This is a genomic window from uncultured Roseobacter sp., assembly GCF_947492555.1.
Lineage (GTDB): Bacteria > Pseudomonadota > Alphaproteobacteria > Rhodobacterales > Rhodobacteraceae > Roseobacter.
In genome coordinates, this window is record NZ_CANLNE010000003.1 from 25,804 (window position 1) to 47,387 (window position 21,584).

The 21,584-nt window shown below is 61.4% G+C and carries 18 protein-coding genes and 1 tRNA gene; 7 read left to right on the top strand and 12 right to left on the bottom strand.

Annotation, left to right across the window (positions count from 1 at the left end; genetic code table 11):
- Positions 1 to 5 precede the first annotated feature (5 nt).
- From Q1A07_RS13195 to Q1A07_RS13215, 5 genes are all read left to right on the top strand, one after another.
- The gene (locus Q1A07_RS13195; protein ID WP_299782060.1) at positions 6 to 407 is read left to right on the top strand and encodes a hypothetical protein; all 402 of its coding nucleotides are present in this window, start codon (positions 6 to 8) and stop codon (positions 405 to 407) included.
- Positions 404 to 2,797: a transketolase gene (locus tag Q1A07_RS13200; protein ID WP_299782061.1), complete on the top strand. Its 2,394-nt coding sequence runs from the start codon at positions 404 to 406 to the stop codon at positions 2,795 to 2,797. Before Q1A07_RS13195 ends, Q1A07_RS13200 begins: the two co-directional genes overlap by 4 nt.
- Positions 2,798 to 3,328: 531 nt before the next feature.
- A tRNA-Gly gene (locus Q1A07_RS13205) sits at positions 3,329 to 3,402 on the top strand.
- A 133-nt stretch (positions 3,403 to 3,535) separates the two neighbouring features.
- Positions 3,536 to 5,347 carry an ABC transporter transmembrane domain-containing protein gene (locus Q1A07_RS13210; protein ID WP_299782063.1) on the top strand — a complete coding sequence of 604 codons (1,812 nt, stop codon included), beginning with the start codon at positions 3,536 to 3,538 and terminating at the stop codon, positions 5,345 to 5,347.
- Between the two features lie 177 nt (positions 5,348 to 5,524).
- Positions 5,525 to 7,420 carry an acyl-CoA synthetase gene (locus Q1A07_RS13215; protein ID WP_299782065.1) on the top strand — a complete coding sequence of 632 codons (1,896 nt, stop codon included), beginning with the start codon at positions 5,525 to 5,527 and terminating at the stop codon, positions 7,418 to 7,420.
- Here the strand turns inward: Q1A07_RS13215 and Q1A07_RS13220 are convergent, their stop codons facing one another.
- Both Q1A07_RS13220 and Q1A07_RS13225 read right to left on the bottom strand, forming a co-directional pair.
- Entirely contained in the window at positions 7,421 to 8,257 is an 837-nt protein-coding gene (locus Q1A07_RS13220; RefSeq protein ID WP_299782067.1) for an alkaline phosphatase family protein, read from the bottom strand. It lies immediately after the preceding gene.
- Positions 8,258 to 8,338: 81 nt separating this feature from the next.
- A complete protein-coding gene (locus Q1A07_RS13225; protein ID WP_299782069.1) occupies positions 8,339 to 8,473 on the bottom strand; it encodes a hypothetical protein in 135 nt (44 codons plus the stop codon).
- A 230-nt stretch (positions 8,474 to 8,703) separates the two neighbouring features.
- Between Q1A07_RS13225 and Q1A07_RS13230 the strand changes: the two genes are divergently transcribed.
- Entirely contained in the window at positions 8,704 to 9,312 is a 609-nt protein-coding gene (locus Q1A07_RS13230) for a hypothetical protein (RefSeq protein WP_299782071.1), read from the top strand.
- 187 nt (positions 9,313 to 9,499) lie between these two features.
- Positions 9,500 to 10,147 (top strand): VPLPA-CTERM sorting domain-containing protein, encoded by a 648-nt coding sequence (locus Q1A07_RS13235; RefSeq protein ID WP_299782073.1) that lies wholly within the window; start codon positions 9,500 to 9,502, stop codon positions 10,145 to 10,147.
- A gap of 68 nt (positions 10,148 to 10,215) precedes the next feature.
- Here the strand turns inward: Q1A07_RS13235 and Q1A07_RS13240 are convergent, their stop codons facing one another.
- The 10 genes from Q1A07_RS13240 to Q1A07_RS13285 form a co-directional block, all read right to left on the bottom strand.
- On the bottom strand, positions 10,216 to 11,853 hold the full coding sequence (locus Q1A07_RS13240; RefSeq protein WP_299782075.1) for an ABC transporter ATP-binding protein: 1,638 nt from the start codon (positions 11,851 to 11,853) through the stop codon (positions 10,216 to 10,218).
- Between the two features lie 151 nt (positions 11,854 to 12,004).
- Positions 12,005 to 12,817, bottom strand: a complete 813-nt coding sequence (locus Q1A07_RS13245) for an ABC transporter permease (RefSeq protein ID WP_299782077.1) — start codon at positions 12,815 to 12,817, stop codon at positions 12,005 to 12,007.
- Between the two features lie 175 nt (positions 12,818 to 12,992).
- On the bottom strand, positions 12,993 to 14,012 hold the full coding sequence (locus Q1A07_RS13250; protein ID WP_299782079.1) for an ABC transporter permease: 1,020 nt from the start codon (positions 14,010 to 14,012) through the stop codon (positions 12,993 to 12,995).
- Positions 14,013 to 14,028: 16 nt separating this feature from the next.
- Entirely contained in the window at positions 14,029 to 15,624 is a 1,596-nt protein-coding gene (locus Q1A07_RS13255) for an ABC transporter substrate-binding protein (RefSeq protein WP_299782081.1), read from the bottom strand.
- A gap of 118 nt (positions 15,625 to 15,742) precedes the next feature.
- Positions 15,743 to 17,734, bottom strand: a complete 1,992-nt coding sequence (locus Q1A07_RS13260) for a CocE/NonD family hydrolase (RefSeq protein WP_299782083.1) — start codon at positions 17,732 to 17,734, stop codon at positions 15,743 to 15,745.
- A gap of 115 nt (positions 17,735 to 17,849) precedes the next feature.
- On the bottom strand, positions 17,850 to 18,950 hold the full coding sequence (locus Q1A07_RS13265) for a DUF4147 domain-containing protein (RefSeq protein WP_299782084.1): 1,101 nt from the start codon (positions 18,948 to 18,950) through the stop codon (positions 17,850 to 17,852).
- On the bottom strand, positions 18,947 to 19,393 hold the full coding sequence (gene dtd, locus Q1A07_RS13270; protein ID WP_299782085.1) for a D-aminoacyl-tRNA deacylase: 447 nt from the start codon (positions 19,391 to 19,393) through the stop codon (positions 18,947 to 18,949). The genes Q1A07_RS13265 and dtd overlap by 4 nt, the downstream gene beginning before the upstream one ends.
- The gene (locus tag Q1A07_RS13275) at positions 19,390 to 20,061 is read right to left on the bottom strand and encodes a nitroreductase (RefSeq protein WP_299782086.1); all 672 of its coding nucleotides are present in this window, start codon (positions 20,059 to 20,061) and stop codon (positions 19,390 to 19,392) included. The genes dtd and Q1A07_RS13275 overlap by 4 nt, the downstream gene beginning before the upstream one ends.
- On the bottom strand, positions 20,058 to 21,164 hold the full coding sequence (locus Q1A07_RS13280; RefSeq protein WP_299782087.1) for a TFIIB-type zinc finger domain-containing protein: 1,107 nt from the start codon (positions 21,162 to 21,164) through the stop codon (positions 20,058 to 20,060). Before Q1A07_RS13280 ends, Q1A07_RS13275 begins: the two co-directional genes overlap by 4 nt.
- Positions 21,161 to 21,583, bottom strand: a complete 423-nt coding sequence (locus tag Q1A07_RS13285) for a hypothetical protein (protein WP_299782089.1) — start codon at positions 21,581 to 21,583, stop codon at positions 21,161 to 21,163. The genes Q1A07_RS13280 and Q1A07_RS13285 overlap by 4 nt, the downstream gene beginning before the upstream one ends.
- Between the last annotated feature and the right edge of the window lies 1 nt (position 21,584).

Consider the following 21,584-nt stretch of genomic DNA (forward strand, 5'->3'; position numbering starts at 1 on the left):
GCTACATGGGACAGACGCTGGAAAGCGGCGCAACATACGCATTGCGCGCAAAAGTCGATGATACACGCACTGCCGCATCATTGGCAGATATCGGTGAGGTTCTGCCGCCCGTGTTTGGAACACCGTTCATGATCGCCGATATGGAACGCGCTTGCGCGGCGTTACTGACGCCGCTCCTGCCAGAAGGTTGGGTTTCTGTCGGCGCAAAGATTGAAGTGTCCCATCTTGCGCCAACACCCGTGGGGGGCGAGGTCACAGCCACCGCGCAGTTCACGGCACAAGAGGGTCCGCTCTATTGGTTCGATGTCTGGGCAGAGGACGCAAGCGGACGCATCGGCAAGGGGCGCATTGCGCGCGCGATCGTGGATCAGAAGGCGCTCTTGGACAAAGCCGAGGGGCGCGCATGACCGATCTCAAGATGCTGAAAGAACTCGAGAAAAAAGTGCTCTGGCTGGCGTGCTGGACGATCCATAACGCCAATCACCTGCGCGAAAGCGATGAGATCAAGGTCGGTGGGCATCAGGCCTCCTCGGCCTCCATGGTGTCGATCATGACCGCGCTCTATTTCTCTGTTTTACGCCCCGAAGACCGTATCGCGGTCAAACCTCACGCCGGGCCGGTTTTCCACGCGATCCAGTATTTGATGGGCAACCAGACCCGCGAGAAGCTGGAGAATTTTCGCGGGTATGGCGGCGTGCAAAGCTATCCAAGCCGGACCAAGGACATCGATGATGTGGATTTCTCCACTGGCTCGGTTGGTCTTGGCGTGGCGATCACTGCTTTTGCCGCGATGGTGCAGGATTTTCTGATCGCCAAGGAATGGTCAGGTGTGGAGACACCGGGGCGCATGATATCCCTTATGGGGGATGCCGAACTGGATGAGGGAAATATCTACGAGTGCCTCCAAGAGGGCTGGAAGCATGGGCTACGCAATACATGGTGGATCATTGATTACAACCGGCAGAGCCTTGATGGCATCGTGCACGAAGGTCTCAAGGACCGGATCGTGGGCATATTCGAGGCGTTCGGTTGGCGGGTTGAGATGCTCAAGCACGGTGCGCTGCAGCGTGCGGCCTTCGCTGAGCCGGGGGGTGACGCATTGCGGGTCTGGATCGACACCTGCCCGAACTCGATCTACTCCGCGTTGACCTATCAGGGGGGTGGCGCGTGGCGCGCGCGGCTGCTCGATGAGATTGGCGATCAGGGCGACGTGACCGCGTTGATTGAACGCCGCAGCGACGATGAGCTTGCCAACCTGATGACCAATCTGGGCGGGCATTGTCTTGAAACCCTGACAACGGCATTCAACGGAGTTGCGGACGACACGCCCACCGCCTTCATTGCCTACACCGTAAAAGGCTGGGGAACACCGTTGGCCGGGCACAAAGACAACCACGCGGGCCTGATGACCAAGGACCAGATGGCGGCCTTTCAGAAGAAAATGCGCGTGCGCAACGGGTATGAGTGGGACCCGTTTGAGGGAATGGCAGACACGCCCGAAACGCTCAAGGAAGCCTTCGCACGCATCCCCTTCTTTGCCAAAGGGCCACGGCGCGCGTCCTCGGCCCATGTTGACGTGCCAAAGCTTCCGCCGGTGGGCGACAAGGCGATCTCGACGCAGGCGGCGTTTGGCAAGATCCTTGACGCATTGGCGAAGGGAGACACGGGCCTCGCGCAGCGCATTGTTACCATGTCGCCTGATGTCACAGTCTCGACCAACCTTGGCCCTTGGGTGAACCGGCGCGGTTTGTTTGGCCGCGCCGAAGTGGCTGATACCTTCCGTGCAGAACAGATCCCAAGCACGCAGAAATGGCGGTTCTCTCCGCAAGGTCAGCACATCGAGCTGGGCATCGCGGAGATGAATCTGTGCCTTTTGCTGGGTGCCGCAGGGCTGAGCCATTCGCTGTTTGGCGAGCGGCTTTTGCCGATTGGCACGCTTTACGATCCGTTTGTCAGTCGCGCGCTCGATGCGCTGAACTATGCCTGCTATCAGGACGCGCGTTTTTTGCTGGTAGGAACGCCTTCGGGGGTCAGTCTTGCCTCCGAAGGGGGCGCGCATCAGTCCATTGCGTCGCCTCTGATCGGGATGAGCCAGGACGGGCTGGCAAGCTTTGAGCCTGCGTTTGCCGATGAACTTGCGGTCATGATGGAGTGGGCATTTGATTACATACAGCGCGACGGTGACGCTGTACAGGATGAGCGTACGTGGCTGCGCGATGAAACGGGTGGGGCGGTCTATCTGCGCTTGTCCACCCGCCCGCTGGAACAGCCGGGGCGCGCGCTTGACCCGGAGTTGCGGCAAGGCATCGTTGATGGGGCCTATTGGCTTCGCCCACCGGGTCCGAATTGTGATCTGGTGATCGCGTATCAGGGCACCATCGCAACCGAAGCGATTGTCGCCGCTGGCCTATTGGCCAGCACCCGGCGCGACATTGGGGTGCTCGCCGTGACTTCGGCGGATCGGCTGAACGCGGGATGGCAGGCGGCACAGCGGGTGCGATCGCGCGGGGATGCTGGTGCCAAGGCATATGTCGAGCGGCTGCTTGGTGACGTGCCGCGCCATGCCATTATCGTGACAGTGATTGACGGACACCCTGCAACGCTCAGCTGGCTGGGTGGTGTTGCAGGGCACCAGACAGCGGGTCTTGGCGTTGAGCATTTTGGTCAAACCGGAACGGTACAGGACCTCTACCGGCATTTTGGCATCGACGCAGAGGCCATCGCCCGCACCGCCAGCGGCCTGTCACCGGGGCGTCCGTTTGGGCTACCCGAACTCAAACTCGACGCTGCCTCTTAGCCGAGCTACGGCTCGCTGATCGCTTGGCGAGAAGGGAGCCTGGCCTTGAACAGACAGATTTCAGAACGCTGGGTATGGCTCACCAAAAACGCAGACTTTATAGGAAACTGTGTATTTCGTCCCGAGTGTCGAAAGAGAAAGTAGCAGGTTTTGCGCAAGTCGCTCCCGCGAAGTGGTGCTGAGCGAACGTAATCCGAAATCAAAGCGTTAGTTTTGTTCGCGTCATACTTGTCCGGCCCGGGTGCCGTGAAAGCGCGCTATTGGTCCTTGGCAAAGTAGCGCCCATGAATGACAGCATCGACGACACACGCTGATGCACAACACGCACGTGCTGTAACAGCGAAAAATTGCTGCATCAGCAAGGACTGAAGACCGAATGTCGGCAATGCGGGCTGCGACCGCAGCATCCAGAACACCCGGTGAATGTCGGCTTTGGGCCGAATTCGTTGCCACTTGCTTCAGCCGTCAATGCCATTTGGCTGGATCTACTTGACGCTCATATGGGTATGAAATAGTACCTGATTTTGTTGAGCGGGCGTTGTGTAGTGGTAAGACCTTAGCCTTCCAAGCTAATGACGCGGGTTCGATTCCCGCCGCCCGCTCCATCTTTTCCATGGACATTTGCAATCCGTCGTTGGGACGCGGCATTTTGGCCCTATCGAGCCCTGAGACGGCGCGATCTCTTGACCCTTGCGGCGCAGGTCGCCATGACAGTGGGCAGACGACGAAGGATACGACATGGCCCGTGGCACGCCCCCGGCTCCCGCAGCGCCGGGGCAGACAGAAGAACGCGCAAAGTCGAAAAAGATCGGTGCGCTTACAGCCTTATTGCCTTTCATCTGGCCGTACCGGAGGCTGATGTTTGCGGCGGTCGCCGCATTGGTCATGACCGCCGTTATCTCGCTCACGCTTCCTTTGGCGGTGCGGCGTGTTGTCGACAATTTCGATACGGAAAACGCCTATATCCTTGACCAATATTTCGCTGCCGCCTTGGGTATCGCGGCGTTGCTCGCCGTTGGTACCGGGCTTCGGTACATGCTGGTGACCCGGCTGGGTGAACGCGTGGTGGCAGACATACGCAAGGCCGTCTTTGACCGCGTCATCGCGATGAGCCCGGCGTTTTATGAACAGGTGATGACCGGTGAGGTGCTCAGCCGCATCACGACGGATACCACGCTGATCCTGTCGGTTATCGGGTCCTCCGTGTCGATTGCCCTGCGCAATTTGCTGATCTTTGTGGGTGGCCTTGCCCTGATGCTGCTGACATCCGCGAAACTCACCGGACTGGTGCTATTGATCGTGCCAGCGGTCATCGTGCCGATCCTTGTGCTGGGACGCAGGCTGCGGGTGCTCAGTCGGGAAAATCAGGACTGGATTGCGGCCTCCTCCGGGAATGCCTCCGAAACCCTGAGCGCGGTTCAGACCGTTCAGGCTTTCACCCATGAAGCTGCAAGCCGCACGCAGTTTTCGGACGTAACAGAGCTGTCCTACGATGCGGCCCGTCGCCGGATATCCACACGGGCGCTGATGACTGTGATCGTTATTTTTCTGGTCTTTGCTGGCATCGTCGGCGTGCTCTGGATCGGGGCGCGGGATGTGCGCGCCGGCGACATGACCCAAGGCGCTTTGGTCCAGTTCGTGATCTACGCCGTGATGGTCGCCGGTGGCGTGGCCGCGCTGTCGGAAATCTGGGGCGAATTGCAACGTGCTGCAGGGGCGACGGAACGTCTGGTGGAACTGCTGCAAACCGAAGACACGGTCAAGGATCCTGACACCGTTCTCGACCTGCCGGAGCCCGTGACCGGGCGCATCGGCTTCGAGGATGTGACCTTCGCCTATCCGGCGCGCCCGGGGATCAACGCGCTGGAGCAGGTGACCCTTGAGATTGAACCCGGGGAAACCGTGGCCTTTGTCGGCCCGTCAGGTGCAGGCAAGACCACGATCATCCAGATGATCCTGCGGTTCTACGACCCGGATTCAGGGCGCATTACCCTCGATGGCGTGGACCTGTCGCACCTGCGGCGGGATGTGTTCCGCAAGGTCGTGGCGCTGGTGCCGCAGGACCCGGTGATCTTTGCCGCTTCTGCCAGGGACAACATTCGATTTGGCCGACCCGATGCGTCGGATGCCGAGATTGAGGCCGCTGCCAAGGCCGCGGCGGCGCATGAGTTCATCGAAAAGCTGCCTGACGGATATGACGCCTATCTGGGGGAGCGGGGCGTCATGCTGTCCGGCGGACAGAAACAACGGATCGCCATTGCCCGCGCGATCCTGCGGGATGCGCCCGTGCTCTTGCTGGACGAGGCCACCAGCGCGCTGGATGCGGAAAGCGAACGTGCAGTGCAAGCCGCCGTCGATACGCTCAGCAAAGGACGCACCACGCTGATCGTTGCGCACCGGCTGGCCACAGTCAAAAAGGCCGACCGGATTGTCGTGCTGGATCAGGGCAGGGTGGTGGCCAGCGGTCCCCATGACAAGCTGGTGGCCGAAGACGGGCTTTACGCCCGGCTGGCGCGGTTGCAGTTCACAGATGGCATCGCTGCAGAATAACCTGTGATTGCAGAGCTGCTGCGGCTACAGTTTCTTCGTGTCCTTACGTCACATGATTTGACGCAGCGTTCCGAAAGGCGCGCGACTGCCGGGAAAGCTTGCACAATCGGGTATTTGGCTCCATCTTTCTTGCCACTGAGAATAAGCTCGAAAATGGGCGTTTTGGGAGGAAACTGAATGACTTTTGCCGGGATCGAAGATCGCGATGCCATCGAGGCTGCAATGCCATGGGCGGACCGTCCGCTGCCGAATACCCTCTATGGTTTGCTGAGTGAAACGGCAGGGAAATTCCCCAACCACAACGCGGTGAGCTACCAGATCTTTTCCGGCCCGAAGGACAAGGCGGAAACCATCACTTGGTCGACGCTCAAGGATCAGGTCACCCAGACCGCCAATCTTTTCCGCTCCCTGGGCGTCAAGGAGACGGATGTCGTCGCCTATGTCCTGCCGAATGCCAATGAAACAGTGCTGACCTTCATGGGCGGGGCCGTGGCCGGGATCGTCAACCCGATCAACCCGCTGCTGGACGCGGAGCAGATCGGCTCCATCCTGCGCGAAACCAATGCCAAGGTGGTGGTGACCCTGCGCCCGTTCCCCAAAACGGATGTGGCTGATAAGACCGCCGAAGCGGTGGCTCTGGCTCCCAATGTGACCACCGTTTTGGAAGTCGATCTGCTGCGTTACCTGACGCCGCCGAAGTCCTGGATTGTGCCGCTCATCCGCCCCAAGCGCAGCGTGCAGAACCACGCGAAGTATCTGAATTTCCGCGAGGAGGTGGCCAAGCAACCGAAAACGCTCAGCTTTGAGGATATCGATGAGGATCGCGTTGCCTGCTATTTCCACACCGGTGGCACCACGGGCATGCCCAAGGTGGCGCAGCACCGCTATTCGGGGATGATCTACAACGGCTGGATCGGCACGGAACTACTCTTTAGCGAAGAAGACAACATCATGTGTCCGCTGCCGCTGTTTCACGTCTTTGCCTGCCATGTGATCTTCATGGCGGCGGTGACCTCTGGCGCACATGTCATCTTTCCCACCCCGCAGGGCTATCGCGGCGAAGGTGTGATGGATAATTTCTGGCAATTGGTGGAGCGGTGGAAAATCACCTTCATCATCACGGTGCCCACGGCGATTTCCGCCAAGATGCAGCGCCCGATCAACGCCGATGTCAGCACGGTGAAGACAGCGTTTTCCGGCTCCGCACCGCTGCCGCTGGAGCTGTTCCGCCGGTTCGAAAAGGCCACGGGCGTGACGCTGGTCGAAGGCTATGGGCTGACCGAGGCGACCTGCCTTGTCTCCTGCAACCCGGTGGACGGGGAAAAGAAGGTGGGCAGCATTGGCGTGCCCTTTCCCTATTGCAAAGTGAAGATCTACAAGACCACCAATGACGGCCCGGTCGAGGCGGATGTGGATGAAATCGGTGAGATTTGCGTGTCCAATCCGGGCGTTTTTGTCGGCCATACCTATACCGAGGCGGAGAAGAACAAGGACCTCTACTATGGCGACTACCTGCGCACGGGCGATCTGGGCCGCGTGGATCCCGATGGCTATCTGTGGATCACGGGCCGAGCCAAGGATTTGATCATTCGTGGCGGTCATAACATTGATCCAGCGGAGATCGAGGAAGCCTTGCTGCACCATGAGGCCGTTGCCTTTGCCGGCGCCATTGGCCAGCCTGATGCGCATTCGGGCGAGGTGCCCTGCGCCTTTGTCGAGCTGGTGGACGGCGCGAGTGTGACCGAGGAAGAACTGTTGGCTTTCTGCAAGGAACATGTGCACGAGCGCGCCGCACAACCCAAGCACATGACCATCATGGATGAGCTGCCCAAGACCGCCGTGGGCAAGATATTCAAGCCCGACCTGCGCAAGATGGCGATCACCCGCATTTACAATCAGGCGCTGGAGCAGGCCGGGGTTGCCGCGCGTGTTGTCTCGGTCGTCGATGACAAGAAGCGCGGGCTGGTCGCGCAGATCGACGCGAACGGGGCAGGGGAAGACGCCATCGCCCACGCGCTCAGTGCCTTTGTACGCCCTTGGGTCTTGGCCAGCACTGCTGTGGCGGCGGAATAATCAGCGCAGGAAGGCGCGTGCCTTCATGGTATCGGCAACTGGTGCCCCGAGACGTGTCAGGATCGTGGGCGCCAGTTGCAACTGGTCGATCACCGTGTCCGGGTCTGGCCCTTCCGCCGGGCCAAAGTAGTAAAGTGCGGCCTCTTGCTGCAGCGGGTCCCGCCCGCCGTGATGGCCGCGCGCGTCTTGCCCGTGATCAGCGGTCACGATCACCTCGTATCCAGCCTGACGCCAGCGGGTGATGTAGGGGGCCAGCATCTCGTCCAGCTTGAAACAGGCGTGATCCATCTCCTGGCACTCGTGGAAGAACCGGTGCCCCATACTGTCGAGCGTACAGCTGTGCAGCATGCCGTAGTCAAGGTGGTAGGTCTCGCACAGGCGGGTCAGCGTCGCAAAGAGGTCAGCATCCGACGGCGTCATCTGATTGGTCAATCCGTAGCCTGACATGGTGTGGAACCGCCCGTGGTTGATCGTGTCGCTCTCTGGTTCATCATATTCGATGTCCCGCACCGGGTCGAAGGGCGCCCGGTTGAAAAATTCCGACCAGTACGAATGCGCTACGGCGCCTGTGATGCCGCCGACCTTGCGGATTTGCCCAAACACATCTGGCTGACCCAGGCGAAAGACGTTGTCATTGCCGGTACAGCCATGCACGGCAGGGGCCACTCCGGTGTGGATCGAGGCATAGCAGCTGGCCGAGGTTGAGGGCAGCACCGAGCGGATTTTCCAGACACGGGCATCGCCACTATCCACCCAACCCTCCAGATTGCCAAATAGCCGACGCCAATTGCGCCAGGGCACGCCGTCGATGATGATCAGAAGTAGTTTGTTGTCCATAATTCGCTCCGTTCCGGCAGCTACTATCAGTAGCTGCTCGAAAGCTGTCTGCAACGAAGATTGCGACCTACTATGAAAAATTCACACCCGGCGTGTCAGCCGCTCGATTTCGGGCAAAACTCTTCCGTATGCGGACACGACAACGCGGGACATGATCGTCGCCTCAGCATCTACCAATGCACCAGATGATGTCGCGCCGACCAGATCACTGGTCACCGGCCAAGCGAAATCTGTTCAAGCATTCTGGAATTGGCATTTTTGAGCACTTGATCGTTCATCCGCACTGCAGCGATTTTAATACGTCATGTGCGCAGGCGACAATGTGCATCTCCTGCATTGACCACACTAAACCCACGGGATTGTGAAAGCCATTTCTTGGGAAAGTTTTTGCACGAGCTGTCGGGCACCCTCTAGGTTTCGCGTATTGGAACCGGAAGGAGCAGCACGTGAGCAAATCCCGCAAGTCACAGAAGCGAAAATCGAAAACCGGAACAACCATTACCACGGCGATGGCGGGGCCTTCTCGCCGGGATATGCTGAAACTGCTGCGCAATGGTGGCATTGGTGCGGTGATCCTTGCCGGGGGTGGTTATTTCGGGGTTGGATCATACCGGGCCTATGCCGCCGAACATGATCTTGGCCGTCTGGGGCAGGGCAAGCCAGTCGTCGTCCAGGTGCACGACCCGCAATGTCCGACCTGCACAGCGCTCCAAAAGCAGACACGCAAGGCCCTGAAGGAATTTGGTGAATGTGATCTGGTCTACCTGATCGCCGATATCAATGTCCAGGTGCACGACCCGCAATGTCCGACCTGCACAGCGCTCCAAAAGCAGACACGCAAGGCCCTGAAGGAATTTGGTGAATGTGATCTGGTCTACCTGATCGCCGATATCAATACGCCGGAAGGTCAGGCATTTGCCGTTCGGCATGGGGTTGGCAATGTGACCCTGCTTCTTTTTGACGGCGAAGGCGGGTTGCGTCACACGGTGCAGGGCATGCAGTCAAAGGACCAGCTTGTGCCGCTTTTTCGCGGGCACCATGAGATGGCTGGTTGAGTCGACACAATCAGGAGATGGGCGGATGACGTCTTGAGTGTGTCAGCTTAAAAAATCGGCGGTCGGCGAGATGATTCCTACGGGCGCCAATTTATGGCAGGATTCCCCCTATGGTAGAAATTTTGCAGGCAAGCGGATCGTTTCACTCTATTCTGACACCTGAAGTCACTATGAAACAGGAGTCACGATGTCCAAATTTGCGTTTTCTCTTGCGACCGCGACGCTGATCGCGGGTTCCGCCTCCGCCGCTACCTTTGATGTCTTTACTGATCGCGCTCTTTTTGAGGCGGCCCTGACTGGTCCGGTCACCCTTGAGACATTTGATGCGATAACCGAAGACGTCTCGTTTGCGGGCGGGTCAGCGACCGTAGGGGGGCTGACCATCATTGCCGATGATGATGGCTCCTTTGGGAACAGCATTATCGATGCGCCCCCCGTGCAATCCGAGATTGACGGAAACGGCACCACGGCACTGAACATTTTCACCTCTTCGGTGTTCGATGCGGCGATTGAGTTTGCATCGCCTATTCTGGCTGTTGGTGCGGATTTTTTCAACTTCAACGATGGGCAGCTGCGCACGGAAATCAATATTCTCGGCGAGACTTTCACACCGGACATCACGGCTGCAGGCAGTTTGAACTTCTTTGGTGTTATCTCAGATACGCCCTTCACCCGAGTTGATTTCGAAGGGGTCAACAATGATGTTTTCGGGATAGATAATGTGACATCTGCACAGGCAACGGATGTCCCAACCGTTGTGCCGCTGCCGGCGTCGCTGCCGTTCCTGGTACTGGGTGTTGTCGGGTTTGGACTCTTGCGCAGACGCAAATCCTGACAATGTGGGTAATGATGCGAAAGCTCCCGGCCTGAACGTCGGGGGCTTTTGTTTCTGCGGAAGCCGGATCAGTTCCCTGCGCTCTCCATCTTGCGATGGGCAAGCACGTCTTCCAGCCACCCCAATTTCATTTCCGGAACAGAACTCAGCAAGAGATCGGTGTAGTCGTCAAAAGGCGGGCTAAGCACTTGCGATTTAGGCCCGTAGCGCACCACAGAGCCCTGATACATTACCGCGATACTATCGGCGATGGCGCGCACGGTTGCGAGATCGTGTGTGATGAAGAGGTAAGCCACGTCTTCGATTTTCTGTAGTTCCAGCAATAGCTTGAGGATGCCGTCGGCCACCAGCGGGTCGAGCGCGGAGGTGACCTCGTCGCAGATGATCATCTTGGGTTTGGCGGCGAGTGCACGGGCGATGCAGACGCGCTGTTTTTGGCCACCGGAGAGTTCGGCCGGGTAGCGGTCCTGGAAGCCCTCGCCCAGTTCGATCTCGTCGAGCAACTCCTGGATGCGGCGTTGCTTTTCCGCGCCCTTGAGACCGAAGTAGAATTCCAGCGGGCGGCCGATGATGGTGCCCACGGTCTGGCGCGGGTTCATTGCGGTGTCGGCCATCTGGTAGATCATCTGCAGCTCGCGCAGGTCTTCGAGAGGGCGGGTGGCTAGGTCGGGTGTGAGAGGACGCCCATCGAAGGTGATGGAGCCTTGGCTTGGCGGCAGGAGCCCGGTGATAACGCGGGCGAGGGTGGATTTTCCGGAGCCGGATTCGCCCACCACCGCGAGGGTCTGGCCGGGGTGCAGCTCGACGTTGATGTCTTTCAGAACGTCGAAGTTGGTGCCGCTGTAGCGCGCGGTGATATTTTCGACCTTGAGGACCGGTGTGGCGGTGGGCTTCTTTTCCTCGTGGGTGATTGAGCGCACGGAGACCAGCGCCTTGGTGTAGTCTTCCTGCGGGTCATTGATGATCTGGTCGGTGGTGCCGTATTCGACCATGGCGCCCTGCTGCAGCACCATGATGTGGTCGGAGACCTGGGCCACGACGGCGAGGTCGTGGGTGATGTAGAGGGCGGCGACCCCGGTGTCGCGGATCGCCTCCTTGATCGCGGCGAGCACGTCAATCTGGGTGGTGACGTCGAGGGCGGTTGTGGGCTCGTCAAAGACCACGAGATCAGGCTCGGGGCAGAGGGCGAGCGCGGTCATGCAGCGTTGCAACTGGCCACCGGAGACCTGGTGGGGGTAGCGCGCGCCGATATTCTCGGGATCGGGCAGGCCAAGCTTTCGGAAGAGCTCCACCGCGCGGGCCTCGGCCTCGGCCTTGGAGAATTTGTTCTGGAAGATGGCCGCTTCGGTGACCTGCTCCATGATCTGTTTGGCGGGGTTGAAGGAGGCGGCGGCGGATTGGCTGACGTAGGTGACTTCGGCGCCGCGCAGGCGGCGCACATCGCGTAGACCGGATTGCAGGATGTCACGGCCGTTGACCTCGACTGTGCCGCCGGTGATTTCCACGCCGCCGCGCCCGTAGGCCATGGAGGCAAGGCCGATGGTGGATTTGCCAGCGCCGGATTCACCGATGAGGCCGAGGACCTTGCCCGGTTCCAGATCGAAGTCGACACCATGTACGATTTCGATGTCGCGGGATTTTTCGCCGGGCGGGTAGATCGTGGCGCCGATCTTGAGGCCGCGGACTTTCAGGAGGGGGTCTGTCATGGTCTGTCCTGTGATGTGTCGGCGGCTGGTCTGTTTGGCTGCGCCAAAGGCGCCCGCCCGCCGACCCTTTGGCCAGTAATGTGGCGACGGCCCCTCTCGCACAGTGCTGCGCACTGCACTGCCGGGCGTCGTTTGCGGGCAAGCGACGCGATCATCCGCGGCCTCCTTTCAGCGAGGTTGTACGGTTGAGGACCCAGTCGGCCACGAGGTTGATCGAGATGCAGAGCACCGCGATGGCATAGGCGGGGTAGAGGGCGGCGGAGATGCCGTAGTTGATGCCTTCCTTGTTCTCTTTCACGATGCCGCCCCAGTCCGCTTGCGGCGGCTGTACGCCGAGGCCGAGGAAGCTGAGCGTGGAGACGAAGAGCACGGCGAAGATGAAGCGCAGGCCCATTTCGGCCACCAGCGGCGAGAGCGCGTTGGGCAGGGTTTCGCGGAAGATGATCCAGCCGATTTTTTCGCCGCGGAGCCGCGCGGCCTCGACGTAGTCCATCACCGTGATGTCGACGGCCACGGCGCGGGCGAGGCGATAGACGCGGGTTGAGTCCAGCAGGCCCATGAGCACGATCAGGATGGTGATGGTGGTGGGCATCACCGAGAGCACGACAAGCGCGAAGATGAGGGTGGGGATCGACATGATCAGGTCGACGAAGCGGCTGATGCTCTGGTCGATCCAGCCGCCGGAGACGGCGGCGAAGAAGCCCAGCACGGAGCCGATCACGAAGCTGAGGATCGTTGCCGCGGTGGCGATGAAGATGGTGGTTTGACCGCCGTAGATCATGCGGCTGAGCAGATCGCGCCCGATACTGTCAGTGCCTAGCAGGAATTGGTCGGAAGGGGGCTCCCAGACATCGCCCACCACTTCGGCCATGCCGTATGGGGCGATCAGCGGGGCGAAAATTGCCAGTGCAAAGAAGAGGCCCGTGAAGAAGAGGCCGATGAGGGCGGCGAGGGGGATTCTCATGTCAGCGGCTTTCGGGGATGGCTGGATGGTGTTGTCGCGCTGGCGCGCAAGGCGCCGCGCCCGCTGGCTTGTGGTCGGTGCACTATCTGCGGCGGGGCATCAGCCTCCGCAAGTCTGTTTTGCAAACCCGCTCTGTCAGCGCGGAATGACCAGGTAAAATCGGAGACTTGTCTAGTCATTTCGGATGCCTCAATCTTGGATTGGCCAGGATCGAGACGATATCGGCGATCAGGTTTAGCCCGATATACACAGCAGCAAAGATCAGCCCGCAGGCCTGCACCACCGGTACGTCACGTTTGCTCACGTGGTCGACCAGGTACTGCCCCATGCCGGGGTATGCGAAGACGACCTCAACAACTACGACGCCCACCACCAGATAGGCGAGGTTCAGCATCACCACGTTCACGATGGGGGCGATGGCGTTGGGAAATGCGTGTTTACGGATGATTTTGAGCATGCCGAGGCCCTTGAGTTCGGCGGTTTCGATGTAGGCTGATTGCATCACGTTCAGGATGGCGGCGCGGGTCATACGCATCATGTGCGCCAGCACCACCAGTGTCAGCACCATGATCGGCAGGGTGATGGACTTGATCTTTTCTATCAGCGTCATGCTGTCGTTCATCAACGCAACGGAGGAAAACCGCAGGTTCGACAGCAGCCAGGACTGCAGGCCATCGGGTAGGAATTCCATGCCGCCGATCAGAAGCGGCAACTGGATCGATAAAAAGAAAATCAGGAGGTAGCCGATCATGAACTCGGGGATGGAGATGGTCGTCAGGGTGATTGCGGAGATCAGCTTGTCGGGCCAACGATCCTTGTAGCGCACCGCTAGCAGCCCCAGCGTGATCGCCAGCGGGACGGCGATGAGCGCGGCCCAGAAGGCGAGGAACAGCGTGTTGCCCAAACGGGTGCTGAGGCTTTCGGCGATGTCACGGCCATTGGTGAGCGCTGTGCCCAGATCGCCTTGCAGCACGCCCCCCAGCCAGCTGAAGTACCGGGTGATCGCGGGTTGATCCACGCCCAGTTCGGCGCGCAGATTGGCGAGCGCCTCAGGCGTTGCGGATTGGCCGAGGATGGATTGCGCCACGTCGCCGGGCAGGATCGCCGTGCCAACAAAGATCAGAATCGAAGCGGCGAAGAGCAGCAGGAGGCCCAACGCGAGGCGTTGGGCAACCAGTTTCAGGATCGGGTGCATCTGCCGGACCTACGCGTTACGCGTCTGTCAGCCAGCATTTGATCGGGGCCTTGTTGTTCATCAGTGGGCCGTTCGGATCATCCACCCAGCCGCCGACATTGGCGGCGATCGCACCGACAAAATCGTTGAACATCGGCAGGATCAGGCCGCCTTCGTCGCGCAGCATGACCGCCATCTTGGAGTAGATCTCCTTGCGCTTGACCTCATCGATCTCGGCGCGCGCGGCCAGCAGCATCTCGTCGAACTCGGGCCGCTTGAAGCGGGTGTCGTTCCAGTCCGCGGTGGAGAGATAGGCGGTGGAATACATCTGGTCTTGCACTGGGCGTCCGCCCCAGTAGGAGGCGCAGAAGGGCTGGACGTTCCAGACCTCGGACCAATATCCATCGTTGGGCTCGCGCTTGATTTCCAGCGGGATGCCCGCGGCCTGCGCGGATTGCTGGAAGAGCGCCGCGGCATCGACCGCACCCGGGAAAGCGCCATCGGCTGTGCGCAAGATGATCGGCGATCCATCATGGCCGGATTTCTTGTAATGCTCCGCCGCCTTGGCCAGATCATGGGCGCGCTGCGCGATCGAGGTGTCAAAGAGTGGATAGCCGGCGTTGATCGGGAAGTCGTTGCCGATCGAGCCATAGCCGCGCAGGATCTTGTCGACCATCTCCTGCCGGTTGATCGCGTATTTCAGCGCAAGGCGCAGTTCGTTGTTGTCGAAGGGGGCGGTGTCCACATGCATGATGAACACATAGTGGCCGCGCCCGGCGGTGGATTTCACGCTGAGGTTCGGCGCGCGGTCCAGCAGGCTCGCGACCTTGGGGTCGACCCGGTTGATCATGTGCACCTGGCCCGATTGCAGCGCCGCCGTCCGCGCGGTGGCGTCATTCAGCACCAGCTGTTCGGAGAATTCGGCAAAGCCGCGGTTCTCGGCGTCCCAGTAATCCTCGCGACGCTTGAAGCCGTGGCGCACGCCGGGTTCGTCGAATTCGATGGTGTAAGGGCCGGTGCCGATACCTGCGCCGGGATCGTCCATGCCGCCGCCGGGCTGGATCATCAGGTGGTAATCGGCCATCAGGTAGGGCAGGTCGGCGTTGCCGGTGCTGAGGTTCACGATGAAGTTGTCGCCATCGACCTTCATGTCTTCGATGCCGCGCATGATGCCGAGCGCGCCGGACTGGCTGTCCTCATTTGAGTGGCGCTGCATGGTCATCAGCACGTCTTCGGGTGTCATGTCCTTGCCGTTGGAGAAGGGCACGCCCTTGCGGATCTTGAACACCCACTGCTTGGCATCGGCGGAGCCTTCGACGCTTTCGGCCATGCGGTATTCGATATTGCCGTCCGCGCCCACGTCGACCAGCGTCTCGCCCCAGTGGCGCAGGTTGTAGAGCGGTACCTCGGAGGCGGTGAGGGCGGGGTCTTGTGTATTCGTGCTTTCGCCACCCGAGGCGCCGAGCTTGAGCGTGCCGCCGCGTACAGGGCCTGCAGCCTTGGCCGCACTTGCCAGCATCGAGTTTGCCACAGCGGCGGTGACGCCGAGGGCCGCGGCCCGGCCGACGAATTCGCGGCGGGTCATCAGGCCCTTGGTCACTTTTTCACTGAGGTGTTTGAGTTGATCGGTCATGTGGGTCTCCCGGTTGGAATCGTGCGTCTGAAGCGCATCTTTGTTCTGGTGATGCGTAAGGCTTGCGCATTTCGGGGCCTGTCGCAAGGTCTTTTGATCACATTCTGTAACGCCAGATTCACAGGTGATCGCGCTCGATTCTGTCGGAATGGTCGCGTTCGTAGATTAAGACGTCGTTTTCATAGGCTTCCAGCCGCGCGGTGAGGTGGAAATGCGTTGCATCTGCCCACATCCGGCAGCGGGTTTCAGTGCGCAGGCGGACGTCGTCCCGCTCCAATTCATCGGTCCAGTGACACGCACCGGTTGCGGAAAGCGGATCATCCGGGTGGATCGCCCATTCCTCACGCGCGACAGAGCCATTGATCAGCCCGTGGTCGCTGTCGCGGATCTTGCCGAAATCGTCTTCGATGCGCAGGGTGACAACCCCGCTGGCCATATCGACCTCGCGGGTGCGGGTGTTACTGGCATCGCGCAGGGTCTCGGTTTGCCAAGGGTCCGCAGCCGTGGGCGGCGGAAAGCTGACCTCGTCCTGGCGCGCTGTACGGCGCACGGGCAGGTGCAGGCTTCCGCCCAGCAGGGTGACGGTGGCGGCTTTCGGCGCGGGCCACAGCAGCGGCCAGTAGCTGGTGGAGACCGCGAGGCGCAGGCGGTGCCCTTTGGGCAGGCGGTAGGCGATGGTGTCGAGCCAGAGTTCGACCGGCACGGGCGCGTTAATGGGCATCGGCACCGGCTCCTCGGCGTCCTCGCGATGGCTGAGGTTCAGCACGCCGTAGGTTATGCGGGTGGAGGACCCGTCGGGATGCACGTCGCAGAGGCGCACCGCGATTCGCGCCTGCGCCTGATCCGAGGAGAGCTGCAGTCGCACCTTGGGCGCGCCAAAGATATCGGTGTCATGGTCTGCGGCCGCCGTGTCGAAACAGGCTGACATCGCATCATCGCCGCGCTGGTCGCCGGGCATCTCCGGGCCAAGCCAGATGGCGCAATACTCTCCGGCCTCCGCCCCGCAGTCCTGTGGTGAGTTGACCGGCACCGAAATCGGGCCGCGCCCGTCCGACAGCCCGTGTTTGGACAGGTACAGCGTGCGGTGCGGGATATGGCTGATTGCGCCATCGGCTTCGGCCACCCAGCGCCCTGGGCGCTCTGTGTACCAGCGCGCGGGCGGAACGGAGTCCATCAGGTAGGCGCGATAGTCGGGATCATCCGGCACGCCGGTGTCGATGCCCTTGAGCCAGTGATCCCACCACCGCAGCGCCTCCTGCAAAAAACCGATGCGCGGTTCCGGCACGGCGAAATGCGGGTATTTGTGCACCCAGGGGCCGACGATCCCCTTGGCCCCCGGCAGCGCCTGCACCAGTTGCGGCACGGCGTTTTTATACGCATCCCCCCAGCCGCCAATGGCCAGCACCTTGGCCTTGATCGCGCTGTAGTCCTCGATCACCGACCCGTGCCGCCAATACGCATCCCGGCGCTGGTGGCGCAACCAGACGGAGGGCAGGAAGGGCTCGTTTTCAAGGCGTTGCAACCAGAGCTCGCGCCAGTTTTCCCGCAAGGCCGGGTCGGGCGCGCGGGAGGAATAGGACCACATGGTTGCCCCCCAGCCGAGGTTCTCATTCAGCAGACAGCCGCCCTTGTAGTGGATGTCATCGGCAAAGCGGTCGACGGTGGAGCAGAGCGTGATGACGGCTTTCAGCGGCTCCGGCGCCAAGGCCGCCACTTGCAACCCGTTGAACCCGCCCCAGCTGATTCCCATCATGCCGACGGTGCCGGAACACCAGGGCTCCGCCGCCAGCATTTCGATCACCTCCACAGCGTCAGAGAGCTCCTGAGGCGTGTACTCATCCGCCATCACACCTTCGCTATCGCCATTGCCGCGCATGTCGACGCGCACGCAGGCGTAGCCCCGCGCGGCAAACCACGGGTGTGTCAGCGCGTCACGGGCGCAGGTGCCGTCGCGCTTGCGATAGGGCAGGTATTCCAGGATCACCGGCACCGGATCATCACCTGCATCCACTGGGCGCCAGACCCGGGCAGACAGGCGGCATCCATCGCCGAGGGTGAGGCCGAAATCCGGCACTTCTTCGATGTCGCGGAGGGTGTTATCGAGCGTCATGCGCAGACGGTTGCCCTGACGGCGAAAGTTGTCAAGCGGCAGCAACCCCGGATATATGCCGGAACTTCTGGATTGGCAGGTAGGGTGGGCTTTCAGGCCACCTTTTCTGCGATGCTCATGATTTCCGCGCGATCACCAGATCCATCACATTGGTGCCCGTGGGCCCGGTTTTCAGCAAAGCGCCGCGCGCTTGCAACCATGCACCAGCATCCGCGCGATCCAGCGCCTCCTGCCCGGAGGCCTCCCAGGTTGCACCGTCGATGATGGCCCCAGCCGCATCCGTGGGCCCATCCGTGCCATCTGTGCCCGCTACCAGGATTTGCAGACCGCTGACGCCCGCAATTTCCCGCGCCAGCAGGAGGGCCAGCGCCTGGTTGCGCCCGCCCTGACCGGGGTCGGGGGGCAGAACGACCGTGGGTTCACCGCCAAAAAGGTGTATCCCCGGTTCCGCGTCTTTCAGAGCGGCGGCAATCCGCCGCGCAACTACGTTCACGTCAGCATAGAGCGTTTCTTCATCGTGCCCCACGGCCAGCCCCGCATCGCTGGCCGTCTGGCGCACAGCGGCGCGGGCGATGGCATTGCTCGCCACGATGCGCGCCTCAAAGGTAAACGCAGACTCGACGGGGGCTGCGCCGATGCCGGAGCCGATCACCTGCAGGCTGTCGCCCTCCACGTCGGAAATCGCCAGTGTGGTCACACGTGCACCGCCGAATGCGCCCAGCAGTTTACCACCCTTGACCCGGCTGGTTTTTGTCCGCGCCGCGTTCATCGCGTGGATATCAGCGCCCGAGGCCAGCATCTGCTGCGCGCGGCTTTTCAGATCATCCAGGCTCAACCCACCCGCCGGAGCTTCAGCCAGCGCGGAGGCCCCGCCTGAGACCAGCAGCATCAGGTGGCTGCCTGCAGCCATATTCTGCACGGCCTCCAGGACCCGCGTGCCTGCGCTGATGCTGTTTTCATCAAGCACGGGATGCGCTGCTTCGATAACCTCCGCCGCCGCGGGGGCACCGTCTGCATGGTGGTACTTCGTCACGATCAACAGGGGCGTTTCAGGAAAGAGCACATGCGCGGCACGAGCCATTGCGGTCGCGGCCTTGCCCACGGCGATGATCCTATCCGGTGCCGCAACAGGCTTTGTCGCAAGGCTGGCCGTGACGGAGTTGTCACCGCGCACGGCAGCCACCCCGGCATCAAAGAGCGTTCGAAGGTCAGTCATGGTGTATCGGTATCCAGCCAGAGGGTCACGGGGCCGTCATTGGTCAATTGCACCTGCATCTCGGCTCCGAAACGGCCGGTTTCGGTGGCAATGCCAAGCCCCTTCAATGTGTCAGCGAAATGCAGATAGAGCGCCTCGGCGACATCCGGTTTGGCCGCGCCGGAAAAGCCGGGGCGGTTGCCCCGCGAGGTATCCGCCGCCAAGGTGAACTGGCTGACAACCAGCGCACCGCCGCCGGTCTGCGTAAGGCTGAGGTTCATCTTGCCCGCCTCATCTCTGAAAATCCGCAATTTCGAGATCTTGGTGGCGAGGGCGGTGGCGACTTCTTCATCATCGCCTGGCATGGCACAGACGAGAATCAGCAGGCCGGGCCCTGTGCGTCCGACCACGGCACTCTCCACCGTGACCTGTGCATCCCGTACCCGTTGAACAAGCGCTCTCATGTGCGCCACGCCATGATGTCCGCTACCTCGGCACGTGTGGTGCGGAAGCTGTTGGCGGGATGATCCGTATCGGCATAGCCGAAGGAAATCGCGCAGAGGATCATTCGATCATCGCTGATGTCAAAGTGCTCCCGCACCACATCCGGGTAAGAGGCGACCGCGGCCTGTGCGATGCTGTCCACGCCGAGCGCCCGCGCGGCCAGCGTGAAGGCTGTGACGAAACCGCCAGTGTCCATCGCGCCGTAGCCACTCAAGGCACGCGGGCTGGAGACCAGCGCCACATGCGGCGCGTCGAAGAGATCGAAGTTGCGCTTCATCTGCGCGGCGGAGGCGGCGCGGTCGCCTTTCTCGACGCCCACCGCGTCATAAAGCTGCCAGCCGCAGCTACGCCGACGGTCGCCGTAGACGCCCGGATAGCCGTCGGGCCATGCCAGATCGGGTGCCGCGCTGTCGTGTTCGGCGGCTTGTTGCAGTGCTGTGCGAAAGCGGTCGGTGGCCTCAGGCGTGGTCACCGTGACCTGCCAGGGTTGCGCATTGCACCACGAGGGTACGTGGCGCGCGGCACCCACGATCCGTTCGATCACTGCACGCGGCACCGGATCGGGCCGGAACGCGCGGCAGGAATAGCGTGCCTCGAGCAGGCGTGTGAGAACATCGATGTCACTCATTGGTTCATCGCCGCCAGATAGCCGACGCCTGCCGCAATCACGAGGCCCAGGATGACCGCCACAGCGATCTTGATGGTGGACCACGGGCGTTCTCCCTGCACCTTGCCGGAACGCCCGTTCACCACGAAGCGATACGTCTCCCCCCGGTATTTGTAGGCCGCCAGCCAGACCGGCAGCAGTACGTGTTTGAAGGTGATGTCCTGCATCTGCGTGTCCACGCTGTGGATGCGTTGCCGGTCGCCGCCAATGTCGAACCGGATGTCGCGAGCGATGATTGCATCCATCTTCTGGCGCGCCTCGACAAACCCTTCCTTGAGCGTCACCGCGTAGCCCTCGGCGCGAAACCCGGCGAGATACTCGGGCGCATAGGGTTCCATCCCGTCCAGATCCCAAGGCTCCAGCGCGTCGGTGAAGCGTTTGGGGAGCGAGTGCGAGGCCAGCACAAGCACATCATCGAAGAACCGCGCAACCCGGCCCCGCACGCCGCGCCAGCGGACTTTCGGCACCTGCACCCGTGTGCGCTTGCCGTCGCGCATGACGGTTCGGGTTTCGTAATAGACCGTGCCGCGTTCGCCGGTATAGGCAGATTTGGTATCCGCGTCGAAGGTCCAATAGGGTACGTAGATCCCCTGCATCCGGCGGCCCTTGCGCGCGTAGTCCTGCAACCCGTTCGGCGCGAACCATAGCCGTCCGAGCCAATCGGTCATTGCCACGCGCGCCGTTGCCTCATCCAGTGCAAAAGGCAGGACGCCCCGTGGTTTGATGTGCCGGTGCTTGCCCGTGTCTGTAACGACGGGTGTGGCGCAAAACGGGCATTCTGTGGCATGGATGTCCGGGTCGAATTCGACCTCTGCCGCGCAGTTCGGGCATTTGGAGACGCGCGTCTCCTCCATCTCCATCGCGGGCAGGGTCTTGTTCAGCGCCGCCTCGAAATCCAGTTCCCGGATCTGGGGACGGGTCCACGGGCCACCCGCGAGAGACTGGTGGTTGCCGCAGTGATCGCAGACGAGTTGCCGTTCCCCGGGGTCGAACCGCAGATCAGCGCCGCAATTGTCGCAGGGGAAATGATGTTCTGTCGGCGGCGCTTCGGTCTGTGTGGTCATAGCATGCCGTGCAGGAGTCTTGGCGTCATCCGCCGCAGCGCGCCGTCCCCGAGGGCGGTGTGGCGCCAGAGGTGAAAAATCGCGTGCAGCGCGGAGGCGGCAAAAAGCGCTACCATCAGATCGCGCGCGGTCGGGCCGGGAAGGACAGTGCCGAACGCAAGCAGGAGGGCGCTGAACGACGTCCATGCCAGCAATATGTACATCCCCCGGCTGAGCCAGGGGTGGGCGCTGCGCAAAACACCGTCGAGCTTGGGGCCGGGGCCGTTCATCAGCCCGAAGGCAAGCGCCAGCGCCGCCATGGCAAGACCCGCGAGCCCGAAGGCCGCATTGAGGGCACCGCTTTGCAGGCCGGAGGCCAGCACCAGCATCAGGAGGGTCAGCACCAGCCAGTGCAGCAAGATGGTTGCGCGGCGGCGCATC